The following is a 13,649-nucleotide window of genomic DNA, read 5'->3' on the forward strand; positions in this document are numbered from 1 at the left end:
CTTACTCTTCCATTTCCTCCAAAGCATCTAAATAATCTTCTAACCATTCTCCCTGCAAATCGGCCTTGGTATTGTTTTCACCGTCATCGACTTCATTGCAAAACATCCCCGGCGGAAACAATCCTCCATCGAGCCCAATTACCGCTTCGTCCCCCTCATCAAGGTTTCTGCGATACATAATTTCATCTTCCATCATTATAATTCTTTCCGGAAAATCGCCAAAGTCATCCGGCTCGATTGCTTTTACCAAAACACTTACCATAGGAACATAGTCATCCGGTCGTTCCTCACATCCATAATCTTCTTCGTCAATACGAATGATTTTATATCTGGTTTCCTGCACCTTTTTGTCCTCTCTTATCTGGTATTATTTGTTTATATTTTATTGAGTGCAAATATATATGTCAATGACTTTTCTTGCTTTCCTATTCGCATAAACCTATCCTTTTTTATAAATAACCTTCCGCAACGCCGGTCCGCAATACTCATGTGGAATAAGCTTAAATCCTTGTTTTATATAAAACTGTTCTTTGTCTGGCTCAGATATAAGTTGTACACTAACACGACTTCCAACACACATATTTTTCTCAATATGTTCCAAAAGCAATTTCTGCCTGTTCCCTGCTCCAATTATTCCACTTAATTGACTTTCTTAATATGTAATATGTTTCATAATCAAGTTGATTTTCTTTAAATGTATAGTTCATATTGTCGTGCTCCCCATAAAATTATAATACACTAAACTCCACCTTTGTTTTTTTAAGCATTTGATTTTTATATTCAAGAACAAACGCATTGGCATTCACCTCACAGCCAAGTTTTTCATACTCATTTGTAAATGTGTGAATATATTCCTGCGCATCATGGCTCGCTGTTCCAACAAAAAGGACTCTCGGATTTTGTTTCTTCAATAATTTAATTGCATACTTATTTAATGGTCTGGTTGTTAATAAATTTCCACTGGATATTGCTACAATCCTTCCCATAATCATCCCCCTCTCACTTCTTACCTTCGTGTGTACCCTGTCACCTTAACACTATAATTACAGTCCAAATATTCAAGTATCTTATTGTTACTTAAATCCAAACTGTAAAATATTATATAGATTCAATTACTAGTCGAAGCTATCAATCGATGGCAAACTACCATCATAAAACTTGGTAATTACATCGTTAAGTCCATCAAAAGCATCATAATAATTTGAAATAATTTCCTGAAAGTTTTTCTCTGCTATCTTGCCATCATAATCATGTGCTAATAAATTTCTTGTTTTTAGCATTTTTAACCATATATCATCACTAATTAATCCATTTGTAAATGCTGATTGTAAAACTTCTCTTGGAGACCCAATAGCAAAATCTGTTATTCCCAACTGTTTAACCAAAATATCCTTCATAACTTTCCAAGCCAAGTCAAATGTCAAATTATAATTTTGAATGGTCCCCTCTAAAACAAACTCCGCTGCTGGGTCTGCAGATTTACTCTTCTTTAAATTTCTTAGACTTCTGCAAAATGAACGATAGCGATTAAAATATTTTTCTTCCATAATTCTCTATATCCTCCAATAAATATTCATCATTTATTTCATTATAATAAAAAATATCAATTTTTCGCAAGGTATCTATCTGGCTAATCATCTGATTTAAAAGTTCACTATCCACATCACCGTATACAACAAAATCAATATCACTTCTGGCCGTGGCAGTTCCCGTTGCAAATGATCCAAATAAATCCAAATGTTCAGCCCCACATCGTTTACAAACAGACGCCACCCTTTCTATCAACTCATCTATTGGCATAACTTGCAGTCCAACATTACTTTTCAAATCAATCTGCACCTCCTTAACCTTGTTCCACTTAATATCATTTTCCCCACAATTATAACATCGGAGTGGTTCTTCGTAAAGTGATGCTTTCCTCCTCAATTATCAATTGTGCTAAATTTCATCAATATGTCCAAGCACCTCTTTACATATTTTTGTTCTCCAAAAAGCAAAAGAAATCAAGCCCTCTCTATCTTCCGAATTGCTCAATAAATACTCTTTATAACCATAGGTACTTCGAAGCAATTGAAACACATATACATATGGCATTGCATTTAAATCCTTGTCACTTAACGGAAAATACTCACAGTATGCTTTTACATAATGACGCAAATCCTGCAAATCAATTTTAGCATTGTTTCTTGAATTATGCGATGTCTGCACAAATGACCTCATTAATTCCCATACCACCGGCAGTTTTCTTGCCGATGTAAAGTCAATTACTGCCTTTATCCGATTATTTTCCCCAATAATCTGACATCCTTGATAGTCGCCGTGACTGGGACTATACGTTATTCCTTCAAAATATCTCCGAAATATATTTTGATTTTTCTGCAATACAGTACGCTTATATAATAAATCTTCTTTGATTTGTTTATATAAAGAATCTTCCCTATGCTGCTCCAATACTTCTAATATATTATCATATTTGGAAACAGCATCACCATTTACCCACACAGCATCCATATCAACAGGCAGTTCCATATCTTTTAATGCAATATGAATTTTGGCAAGCATAACCGCCATTTGCGGAAGCATTTCCTCCGGGAAATCATTGTACCCATAAGATTGTCCACTCATGTATTTTTGCAATACGAATCGATGTCCTTTGTATTTTACCATTTTTTCTCCCGAAACTGTTTCAATAAAATCTGTCGAAGGGATTCCGCAATTTTTCAATTTCTCCAATATTTTTGCTTCCCTGATAATATCGCAATCCTCAATATACGATTGGTATTCTTTCAAAAAATAAGTATTACTGCCATCATTAACAGTAAAACAATTTGCAGTTCCTATCGCAAGTTTTCTGTAAGAAGTACATGAAATATCCCAATTTGCTTTTAAAAGATTCGTCATATTTTCCCCATCCAAAACCGTCTCCTCTAGTGCCATGATGTCCCCTTTCTCTGTTAAAATAGTCATACTGATGTTCATAATCCCATCTTCTTACAAGATATATTCCATCTGTCTCTCTTTTGTTTTCAATCCCATTTTCTCATAAAATTTTTCTGCCGATGTATTTCCGGCCCACACATTGAGCGTTACCTCATAACAGCCAAGGCGCTTTGCCTCCATTTTTTATATCCACATTGTAACATAGGATATCCTTTCAAGCCAGTTTTTTCTCACTGCGGCATCTATTTATTTCCAGTAAATTATTGTAATTTTTATTTAAGTATACTATGAGATTCCTACGGGAAATTCAACGAAAATAGAAAGCCGTGAAGGGCAGCAAATGAAAGAATATAAAGTACGTTTCAAATCTTACAATGGTTTTTGCTAAAAAACAAGTCCCCTTCAGATGGCTCGATCTCTGAAGGGGACTTGTTGAATGATTATCCTTCAATTGCGATATAATTTTTACCGGCAACTGCTTTGTCTGTCTTTTTCGGAATCTTCAGTTGCAAGATACCATTTTCATACTTCGCCGAAATCTCATCCTGGGTAATTCCCCCACCGATGTAAAAACTTCGGCTCATGCTGCCGGCATAACGTTCTTTACGAATGTACTTACCGGTCTTTTTATCTTTTTCATCTTTGTCCAAACCTTTTGCTGCCGAAATGGTAATATAACCATCATTCAGTTCAGCGGTTATTTCATCTTTCTTGAAGCCAGGCAGATCAATGTCAACCTCATACGCATCATCTGTCTCGCGGACATCTGTCTTCATCATGTTCTTTGCATGTTTTCCATAAAGAGGATCTTTCGCCGGAAACATAGCCTTCTCAAATTCCTTACCAAATGGAAAATCATCCATCCAATCATCAAACAAACTCTCTCCAAAAATACTAGGTCTTAACATAAGTCATTTCTCCTTTCCTTCTTGTAACAAGTGTCGGAAATATGGGTTCCTGCAAAACACCATAGGCACTTAGACTTTTGTATTATTAGCACCATCAGAGAAATCTGAAGTGTCGATTGTTAAATTTCGATTCGGATCCGGGTTCCTTTTCGTAACCCCTTTCCTTATCGTTAACTATGTTATACCGCTAATTGTTAGCACTGTCAAGAGGTGAGCGCTAATTTTTTTGTGTTTTTTTTGTGTCCTCTTATAAATGCCGAAATTTCGTTGTGCTCACATTACATTACTTTCAAAGTAACCGATCTCTTGCAATATAGCATCTAGTATTTTTGCATTTTTAATCGAAAAATCAGCTGTCACAACAGGGGTCTCGCCTTCGATTATGCATCTTCCCAGCTGCTCTATTTCTAATTGATAATTATGTGGGCAGTATACATTTCGAATCTGCTCTTTTCCTTCAATAATCAACGTATAGGAAGCATTTCCCTCTTGGTTAAATTTCGTATCGGATTTGATGTCGCCTTTTGTTCCGTGAATATACAATCTATCATAACGATGCGGCTTATCTTTTTCAAAAATCATCCCGCATGTTATCGATGCACGTACATCATTTTCATAATTTAACAATGCAGCTGTATATATATCAACGCCATTTTCATCATACTGTGCCATTGCTTTTACCCGGGATGGCATATCTTCCAAAAGTTTTAACAGCATACTTGTATTATAACAGCCAAGATCATAAACTGCACCCCCATAATTTTCTTTGTGCAGACGAATGTTGCTCTTATCATAATATGAAGTCAAAAACTGAGATTCAATATAACGGATTTCTCCAATTGTTCCTTCTTCAATTTCTTTTTTAAGTGCTGTAACAAAAGGACTGTGAAGGTAGGCATATGCTTCCATTAAAAATACCCCCTTCTCTTTTGCTGCCTCAAAAAGTTCTACTGTTTGTTTGGGTGTCGGCGCCAATGGTTTTTCGCACAGCACATGCTTTCCTGCTGCAATAGCTTTTTTTACCCATTCATAATGAAGATTATTTGGAAGCGGAATATAAACTGCCTGCACTTTGGGGTCTGACAAAAGTGCTTCATACCCTTCGTATGCTTTTTCAAACCCAAACATATCTTTATAATCTTCTGCTTTTTTCAAGCTGCGCCCTGCAATTCCATACCGTTCACAATTTTCTGCCTTCTGCATTCCCGGTATGCTGCAATCTCTGGCAATTCCTGCTGTTCCTAAAACTCCCCATCTTATCTTTTCCATTTTTTTCCTCCTTGGCATTTCAATCCTGCTTTTTTCAGCCATTTTCGATAGCTTTTCATTTTTCCGGGCGGCACATAAACCGATGCTTTTCTCGGAATTCCACGAAAAGCATTCTTCCCAATATTCTTTTTCTTGAGATACTTAAAGTATCTTGATTCATAGGCAGCTCCTTTATTCCCACGTCTTCCACACATCCGGCTGATATCCCAGTGTCGCCTGTCTGCCATTGCGAACGATCGGAATTTTTAAAATCTGCGGATTTTCAAGTATCTTATCCAACTTATCCTCTTCCGCAATATACGTCACCAATGCAAGAGCATCCCGGTCCTTACATTCTTTGTTAATCATGCCTTCCAGTCCGCCATTGACGGCTGCCACCGATCGGAATTCGCCTTTGCTTAGTGTCTTTTCCCACAGATCAATGTATTGAAACCGGATTCCACGTTCCTTGAAAAAACGCTGTGCTTTTTTTGTGTCGTTGTCTTTTTTTGCTGCCAAAGATTTGGATGTTCATACCTACCTCCTATATCGTATTATTTCACGATAACAATAACTGTCTTCGTTATTCCATAACACTTTACTTTTATTTTTGTCCGCCCCTTCTTCATGCCTTTTAGCATTCCCTTTTTGGTAACTGCTGCAATCTTTTTATTCGCGGAAGCAAACACAACTTTCTTTGTTGGACGGACTTTAACAATAATACGAGCCTTTTTCCCTTTTTTGACCTTTATCATCTTTTTCGCCACTTTAAATGTTGGTTTCTTTACAACAATCCTGCACGTGCTCTGATAACCATCTGCACTCGCAGTAATCAAAGCAGTTCCTGCTTTTTTTGCTGTTACCCGGCCATTTTCATCTACAACTGCCACTTTTTCATTGTCAGATGTATATTTCACTACACTTTCTGTATCAGCACTAAGCTGTATGATTTTTTTCCCTTTTGTATACAATGTGACAGATGTCTTGTTCAATGTAAATGCCCGCGGTTCACTAGTTGGCGGCAATGGTGTTACCGTTGGTGGCGTTGGAAGTATTACAGGTGTGGCATCGGGTGTTGAATTTGGTACTTCTGTCGCAGCCGGAGTTGGAACCGTCGGCGTCGGCACCTGCGTTGGCGCTGTTGTCGGCGCTACGGTTGGCGTTGCCGTCGGCGTTGGGGTCATGGTTGGGGTTACTGTCGGAATCGGCTGTTCTTCACCCACCAAAAGCACTCGCGATATACTCTTGCCGGTTTTCGAATGGGTCAGCGTCAATGTCAGTTCACCCTTACAGTTCTCCCAGTCGTATATACATACAATCACCTGATTATATTGGCTTTGCCCCTCGTTAATACACTCCTCATCCCAACTGCAGAAAGCCGCTTCCTCTAAATCAACCGCTTCCCCGTTTTCCTTCGTCAATGCCAAATCGTAATCATAAAAAAGTTCCTCAAACGTTGGCTTATAAACCGTACCATCTGCCTTTTTAAATTCAACCGGATAATAATATTCTTTTCCCTGCTGACTGATCACAGATTTTTTATCTGCATCTCCAATCCAATAAAAGTCATCTGCGTCCTCATTTTCCAGTTTTCCAATAATCCAGGAATATATTTCTTCGGTTTTCTTTTTATTTAATTGAAAATTTGTATACTGCGTGCCCTCAATTGAAAAATTCCCACTCGAAGAGGCCTTTGCCTGTATGTAACAATGATTCTCCACAAATCTCGCCATATATTCTGAGCCATTTACGTTTAATTTTGTTAGACCATAGACTTCTCCTTTTATCTCAAGTGTAGTATCATTTCCAACCAAAACGGAGCCACATGTTTGATCCTCGCCGGATACCGTTACACCGGTAAAATTGTTTGCAACACTCGGATTCGTTGACATTTGTCTGAGATCAAGCACCGCATTTTTCTCGCAAAAGACGTTATTTACGTTAAAATCCGCCTCCTTAGGAAGCGTGATCCGCGACTTTTCTGCCATCGTGAGATTATTGATACCGGAAAATGACAAGGTATCAATATGAGCTCCCGCTTTCACATTGACATTCAACTCACCTATCAGATCCGTCTTGTCAAAATCCGTTACATTACTATCTTTTCCCAGTGTAACATTTACATTTCCTGTCAATGTATGACCATCGGCACCCGCTGCATGAATCTCCGTGTCTACCAATTTGGAATCCAGTTCTATATCCACTTTGTCTTGTTCGGAATCGCGATAATAATCTCCTGCATAAATTGCAGCTATCTTAGTCTGGGATATGGGATTGACCACTTTAATCGTTGTGTGACTTCCCATCTTTCCTTCCTCTCCCTGGTACGCGCCACCGCTGATCAATGGCCTCACATCGTCCTGCAATGTACTGGTTCCTACTCTCGTATCTACCGCATCCAACACCAGCGTATGTCCCGCCGCATAAATTGTTGTCCCACGTGCATTCCCTGCCTGCGGCACCATTTGCAGCCACATATCACGAAACGTAACATCCGCTCCCAGCTGAATCATACTGCGTATTTTCAAACCTGCTGACGTATCTGAACCAACAATCGTGATATCTTTATCAACAAATAATGGTTTCGGAGATCCATCTTCGCACGTCTCGTATTTGGTGTAGGAGACTTCACCCACAAGTACAAGTGTCTGTCCCGTCTGAATCTGCTTCAAGGCCGTACGTATATTTTGATACGGTCTTTGGGCGGTTCCGTCACCTTCCGTAAGACTGCCTTCTCCATTTTCCACATAAACCTTAACTTCATCTGCTGCATCCGCCGCCTTAATGCCCATTGGAGCAGCTTGGTTCATAATTAACGCTAAAATCAATAATAATACACTTAATTTTTTTCTCATATCACACTTCCTTTTCTGGGGTTATAAGTTTACTTTGCTTCAATGTATCAATAAGACTTCCCACCTTGATTTTGGTATCAAGTTCTTCCTGTATTTCTCGTTTGAGTGCCTCTTGCGGCGTTTCTCCCGGCTCAATTTTTCCACCGGAGAATTCCCAGCCGCCTTTCATATCTCCGTACCCTCTTTGGGTAGCAAAAAGTATTTCTTTTCCTTGTTCATCGACAGCTTCTATAACCGCCGCCACTACATGTATCGTCTTCATATCGTACCTCTATTCATTCACAAAATACTGATAAATATCTTCTCTCACCGGATGACTCATTTGAAGTTAAAAATTCATAATGGGAAGAAATCTTCCTTTGTCATCATACATTGTACTCTTTGCAATATCCTCTTTTTTGTGATACTTCACTATATCTTCGAATTCCAAGTTCTACTATATCTTTCATTTGCCAGATTCTGGGATACAAATTCCAGACAGGCTTCTTCCCTGTCCGTCATTTCTCCGCTATACTCCTTATCAATCATTTTCAAAAAATGATAATAATTTCCTGCGTATTGAATCAAAATGAATCATACTTGCACCGGGAATAACGCGGCTGCCTTCCCTCAAATATCTTCGGATATTATCTTTATTGTAACTTCTGTCTCCGAATAGTGCAATTGGAATCATGAAATTATTTTTATAATTTCCAATAAAATCGAGAATTACAACATATTCCTTCCCCTCTGCTTTTCGGAGGCCACGCCCCAACTGCTGAATAAATACGATCGGCGATTGGGTTGGGCGAAGCATAATTACTTGATTTACTTCAACAATATCGGTTCCTTCCGAAAAAATATCAACGGTAATCAAATAATCAAGGTAGTCATCGTCTTCCGACTGCACATCCATCGTCAAGCGTTCAATCGCACGTGCTATTTTGCGTTTTTTGTTTCGGCACTTAAAACTTTATACAAAGGAGCTGCCTTTTTCAATATTTATTTTTCCGAAAGTTTTTTTACGCTAACCTCACTGCAAAGATTCCACTTTGTTTTTTCGGATTCTCCTTAAAAATACGCAACCTAACAAACATGCTGCAAATTCTGTAATCGGAAATGCCCACCAAATAAGTGACACCCCAGCCTGCCCATTTTTTACTAAAACAGAAAAAATTTCTGCTAACGGTAAAATAATAATCATCTGCCTGAGAAGTGAGATTACAAGCGATTCCATTCCCCCATCTAACGCCTGATAAATTCCCTGATATGCAACATTAATTCCCGCAAAAAGAAAACTGATGGAAATAATTCTCATGGCTCCAACAAAATACTCTCTGGATGAACCGGCATTAAACAAGGCAGCAAATTGTCCCGGAAAAACTTCTGTAATAAAAATCCCTAAAATCATCAAGCCAATCGAAAAAATAATACCATATTTCATTCCGTCCTGAATTCTTTTTTTACTTCGCATTCCATAAGCAAATGCAAGAATCGGCGTAATCGCATCCCTCAATCCAAAAGCAAGGAACAAAACAAATTGCTGCACTTTATAGAAAAGCCCATATGCAGTCTGTGCAGAAGCATCAAATTTCAATATCAGATTCATCACATATACCATAATGGACATAAGTGCCTGTGCAATAATCGCCGGAAGACCGATTGCATAAATTTCTTTTATAATTTTACCATCCGGCTTCATATACTTGAATCCATGTTCAAATTCTTTATTTAATTTGATATGAAAAACAAACAGCAGTACAGCCGAAGCAATCTGTCCAATTACCGTTGCATAAGCGGCTCCCTCCACACCCATTTTCGGGACCGGTCCAATGCCATAAATCATAATCGGGTCAAGAATGATATTGATTACCGCACCTGCCACCTGACCAATCGTAGAATACAGTGAGCGCCCCGTCGCCTGCAGTAATTTTTCAAACAAAGAAAAGAAAACAATTCCAAAAGAAAGCACGCAACAGATTTTAAGGTAACTGGTTCCCATAGAAAGCACTTCCGGATTCGCTGTCTGTGATGAAATATATGCATTCACACCAAAAATTCCAAACAAAAAACAAATCACATAAATAATCAAACCCAGAAACAAACTGTTTCCTGCAACCATTGCCGCCTTTTTAGAATCTCCCTGTCCAAGCGTTCTTGCAAGAAGCGCATTCGTTCCCACTCCGGTTCCAATTGCAATTGCAACCATAAGCATTTGCACCGGAAACACAAGTGTAAGCGCATTCAGCGCAGCCTCGCTCCCCTCCTTCATATTGCCAACAAAAGCACTGTCCACGATATTATAAACCGCCTGCAATGCCATCGATAAAATCATTGGAATCCCCATTTGAATCATAAGTTTATAAACCGGCATTTCCCTCATTTTGTTATTTTCAGTCATGTGAATCCTCCTTTTTTTCTGCAAAAAAATAGAGCAGCAAAACTGGATTTACGCAATTTTGCTACTCGTTCAATAAAGTATTATATTTGTAATTTTTTTAATTGTCAAATGTTTTTTACTGATTATTCCTCCAAAAGAATCTCCTTAATCTGCTCAAGATTTTCAGCAAAATAAATTCCCTGCTGCCTTTCCTCGGTTGATAAATCTTTCTCAATCATATGCCGAAGTAAATCCCTTAAACTGTCATAATAACCGTTAAGATTATAAAGAATACACGGAGCATCCAAATGTCCTAACGACACTTTCGACATAATTTCCGCGATTTCTTCCAATGTACCGGTACCACCAGGAAATGCGATAAAAGCATCCCCCAGTTCAATCATCTTCGCTTTTCGTTCCGACATGTCATTTGTCACAATTAGATTTGTAACATCTTCGTACAAAAAACCTGCATCAATAAAAAACTGTGGTTCCACACCGGTAACCTTTCCCCCTGCACGCAGCACGCTTTCGGCAATTTCGCCCATCAGCCCGGATTTAGAGCCTCCGTAAACAAGCGAATTTCCACTTTCTCCAATCCATGTGCCAAGTTCTCTCACTGCATTTGCAAGTGTGTTGTCGTTTCCTTTGCTGGCTCCAAGATATACGGTAATATTCATAACCTCTCCTTTCGCATAAGGCATCAATCCTTTAAACATCCGATTGGTACTATAAAGATACCATCTTCTCTTTTGTATGCAAACTCGCCTACACCTATAATTATCATTAAAAATGACGGTGCCAGCATTTTGGAAGTGTCAATTTTGTTAGATAACGCCTTTAAATTAGCTGCTCCCTCCTCAATAAGTTTTTGACCACCTAATTTTATTTCAGCCAATCCATATCGACCATTTTTAAGATGAATTACCGTGTCACATTCCAATCCTGATTTGTCTCTATAATGCAAGACACTGCCACCTATTTTTTCTGCATAAACGCGAAGATCCCTAACACACAATGTTTCAAATAACAATCCCATGGTATTTAAATCATTTATTAAGTCCTGCGGTCCAGCCCCCAACGCAGATACTGCAATTGAGGGATCCACAAAATATCTTGTATCCGATGAACGAATGGATGTTTTGGATCTTAAATTGGGATTCCAAGCTGGCATATCTTCAATCACAAAAATCTTTTTCAATGCATTTAAATATGACGCAATAGTATCCTCATTTAATGATTCTGTATCATTTGATACAATATCATTTTTCAACATTGTATTTGCAATTTGTGCACCTTGATTTCTTGCCAAAGACCTCAACAATCTCTTTACTCTTTCAGAATTTTTGCTCACGCCATCTGCCCTATTAATATCTGATTTTATAACAGCCTCATAATAATCCTCTGCTTGTGCTAATGCAATCTTTTCTCTCATTCCAACAGCATGAGGCCATCCCCCTCTGCAAATCAAAAATGCCAATTTATCTATATTTAAATTATTTTCTCCTTCTAGGCTGTCTGGTTTATCAAATAAATCTTTCAAACTCACTTGTCCCGTGGAATCGGCTGATTCGTATAATGACATCGGTCTCATTGTCAGCCATGTAAAACGTCCCGTCCCCGAATGTGTTATATCCTTTGAATCTACCGGCACTGCTGAGCCAGTCAGAATAAATTGCCCCTCCTCACCTCTTGTATCCACCTCGTACCTTGTAGCGTCCCACAGTTTTGGAGCAATTTGCCATTCATCAATCAATCTTGGAGTGTCACCTTTTAATAACCTTTCTGGAGCAATCTCAGACATCTGAATATTCGTTTCCCGTTTGCTCGGCTCATCCATTCTTAAGACACTACGAGCAATCTGCATTGCCGTCGTCGTTTTTCCGCACCATTTGGGTCCTTCAATAACAACTGCTCCTTTCGCCTCAAGCTTATCTTTTAATATTTCATCCACAATACGTGGTTTATATTCTCTCATAATTAGCCACCTCCAATAAAATTATATCATTTTTCGGCGTTTTGGCAATTTATTTTTCGGCGTTTTGGCATTTTATTTTTCGGCGTTTTGGCATTTTATTTTTCGGCGTTTTGGCATTTTTCTATTGTTTTTCCTCAAGTAAATCATCTTCAGTAATCTCACGTATCACTTTACATGGGGAACCTGCTGCAATCACTTCTGCAGGAATATCTTTTGTCACTACACTGCCTGCTCCAATAACACTTCCATCACCAATTGAAACACCGCCTACAACCGTCACGTTGGCACCGAGCCACACATTTTCTCCAAGCGTTATCGGCGCACTTGTCAACATGCGGTTTCTCTGAGACGGATGAATCGCATGTCCGGAACACGCCAGACACACACCGGGAGCAATAAATGCACCCGCTCCTATGTTGATTGGTGAAGTATCCAACATCACCACGTTGTAATTGATAACTGCAAGTCCATGAAAATGAATATTAAATCCATAATCGCACTTAAAACCATCCCCCGGAAATGCAAGCTTATTGTAAGTTCCAAACAACTGCCGCATAATACTTTCTTTTTCTTCCTGAGTATTATCCCCCAAAGAATTCAAACGCTTCAGCAAATCACTTGCTCTTTCCTTCAATTCCTTTGGATTATCAAATGGATTACAATAATATGGCTCCATCGATGTCATTCTCTCCATTGCCTGATTCACATATTCATCTTTTTCTTTACTATTCATCATCTGCATCCTCCGTATTTTTATATCTATATTCTGCCATAGTTACACCTCATCATGCATCATGCATTCTAACGCCCTTGATGAAGCTAATGTATCTTCTCCCATTTTTAAAATATCCTCTCGATTTACCCACTTATAATCAACAGTTTCTCCTTCTTGCAAGACAATAGAATTTTTATCACATTTGGTAACACATAAGTATTCCACAAAAAGTGAATGGTAACCATCATGAACAACCCTTTTTAACTCTTTTAAGTCTGAACAAACAATTCCTGTCTCTTCTCTTAACTCTCTAATTGCACATTCTAACGGCGATTCTCCCTGTAATGCCGAGCCACCCGCTGTCAATTCCCATTTCCCACCAGATTGTTTCTTATAATCCCTCTGCATGAGTAAATATGTACCATCCGTATGTTTCACAATAATTTCCCCTACCAAATGATACACCCCATCTGGAATAACTTCTCCTCTTATAAGCGAACCATCGGCAATCTTATTAAAATATTTATCGTATGCATCCCATTTTTCAATCATAAATACCCTCTCCTTCTGTATAACTAAACTACACCTGATTCCCCCTCATTTTACCACAACACCAAACCTCATGAAAGTAACAAATGCAACGCTT

General features: G+C 38.6%; 15 protein-coding genes and 2 pseudogenes. All 17 read right to left on the reverse strand.

Annotated features, from left to right (window positions below; genetic code table 11):
- Position 1: 1 nt before the first annotated feature.
- On the reverse strand, positions 2 to 343 hold the full coding sequence (locus tag DW005_RS08955; RefSeq protein WP_117479026.1) for a hypothetical protein: 342 nt from the start codon (positions 341 to 343) through the stop codon (positions 2 to 4).
- A 385-nt stretch (positions 344 to 728) separates the two neighbouring features.
- Entirely contained in the window at positions 729 to 986 is a 258-nt protein-coding gene (locus tag DW005_RS08965) for a Type 1 glutamine amidotransferase-like domain-containing protein (RefSeq protein ID WP_181975005.1), read from the reverse strand.
- Between the two features lie 129 nt (positions 987 to 1,115).
- On the reverse strand, positions 1,116 to 1,547 hold the full coding sequence (locus DW005_RS08970) for an HI0074 family nucleotidyltransferase substrate-binding subunit (protein ID WP_117479028.1): 432 nt from the start codon (positions 1,545 to 1,547) through the stop codon (positions 1,116 to 1,118).
- Positions 1,528 to 1,827: a nucleotidyltransferase domain-containing protein gene (locus DW005_RS08975; protein WP_242989401.1), complete on the reverse strand. Its 300-nt coding sequence runs from the start codon at positions 1,825 to 1,827 to the stop codon at positions 1,528 to 1,530. The genes DW005_RS08970 and DW005_RS08975 overlap by 20 nt, the downstream gene beginning before the upstream one ends.
- Positions 1,828 to 1,938: 111 nt before the next feature.
- Positions 1,939 to 2,979 carry a phosphotransferase gene (locus tag DW005_RS08980; RefSeq protein ID WP_117479029.1) on the reverse strand — a complete coding sequence of 347 codons (1,041 nt, stop codon included), beginning with the start codon at positions 2,977 to 2,979 and terminating at the stop codon, positions 1,939 to 1,941.
- A 12-nt stretch (positions 2,980 to 2,991) separates the two neighbouring features.
- Positions 2,992 to 3,120, reverse strand: a complete 129-nt coding sequence (locus tag DW005_RS08985; RefSeq protein WP_347461584.1) for a hypothetical protein — start codon at positions 3,118 to 3,120, stop codon at positions 2,992 to 2,994.
- A gap of 260 nt (positions 3,121 to 3,380) precedes the next feature.
- Complete coding sequence (locus DW005_RS08990; RefSeq protein ID WP_117479030.1) at positions 3,381 to 3,848, reverse strand: Hsp20/alpha crystallin family protein; 468 nt, start codon at positions 3,846 to 3,848, stop codon at positions 3,381 to 3,383.
- A 273-nt stretch (positions 3,849 to 4,121) separates the two neighbouring features.
- Entirely contained in the window at positions 4,122 to 5,117 is a 996-nt protein-coding gene (locus DW005_RS08995; RefSeq protein ID WP_117479031.1) for a Gfo/Idh/MocA family oxidoreductase, read from the reverse strand.
- 171 nt (positions 5,118 to 5,288) lie between these two features.
- Positions 5,289 to 5,631: pseudogene (locus DW005_RS09005) on the reverse strand (ArsC/Spx/MgsR family protein).
- Between the two features lie 19 nt (positions 5,632 to 5,650).
- Positions 5,651 to 7,951, reverse strand: a complete 2,301-nt coding sequence (locus DW005_RS09010) for an Ig-like domain-containing protein (protein ID WP_117479033.1) — start codon at positions 7,949 to 7,951, stop codon at positions 5,651 to 5,653.
- A 1-nt stretch (position 7,952) separates the two neighbouring features.
- Complete coding sequence (locus DW005_RS09015; RefSeq protein WP_117479034.1) at positions 7,953 to 8,213, reverse strand: NUDIX domain-containing protein; 261 nt, start codon at positions 8,211 to 8,213, stop codon at positions 7,953 to 7,955.
- Between the two features lie 185 nt (positions 8,214 to 8,398).
- Positions 8,399 to 8,867 (reverse strand): annotated as a pseudogene (locus DW005_RS09020) (helicase-related protein); the annotation flags it as partial.
- Between the two features lie 96 nt (positions 8,868 to 8,963).
- Positions 8,964 to 10,331, reverse strand: a complete 1,368-nt coding sequence (locus DW005_RS09025; RefSeq protein ID WP_117479035.1) for an MATE family efflux transporter — start codon at positions 10,329 to 10,331, stop codon at positions 8,964 to 8,966.
- A 122-nt stretch (positions 10,332 to 10,453) separates the two neighbouring features.
- Positions 10,454 to 10,990 carry a TIGR00730 family Rossman fold protein gene (locus tag DW005_RS09030; protein WP_117479062.1) on the reverse strand — a complete coding sequence of 179 codons (537 nt, stop codon included), beginning with the start codon at positions 10,988 to 10,990 and terminating at the stop codon, positions 10,454 to 10,456.
- A gap of 23 nt (positions 10,991 to 11,013) precedes the next feature.
- Positions 11,014 to 12,288, reverse strand: coding sequence for a DUF4143 domain-containing protein (locus DW005_RS09035; protein WP_117479036.1), 1,275 nt, complete (start codon positions 12,286 to 12,288; stop codon positions 11,014 to 11,016).
- A 121-nt stretch (positions 12,289 to 12,409) separates the two neighbouring features.
- Positions 12,410 to 13,024 carry a sugar O-acetyltransferase gene (locus DW005_RS09040; RefSeq protein WP_347461587.1) on the reverse strand — a complete coding sequence of 205 codons (615 nt, stop codon included), beginning with the start codon at positions 13,022 to 13,024 and terminating at the stop codon, positions 12,410 to 12,412.
- A gap of 39 nt (positions 13,025 to 13,063) precedes the next feature.
- The gene (locus DW005_RS09045; RefSeq protein ID WP_117479037.1) at positions 13,064 to 13,555 is read right to left on the reverse strand and encodes an NUDIX domain-containing protein; all 492 of its coding nucleotides are present in this window, start codon (positions 13,553 to 13,555) and stop codon (positions 13,064 to 13,066) included.
- Positions 13,556 to 13,649 lie beyond the last annotated feature (94 nt).

The sequence above is a fragment of the Clostridium sp. AF36-4 genome, from assembly GCF_003435975.1.
Taxonomy (GTDB): Bacteria; Bacillota; Clostridia; order Lachnospirales; family Lachnospiraceae; genus Eubacterium_F.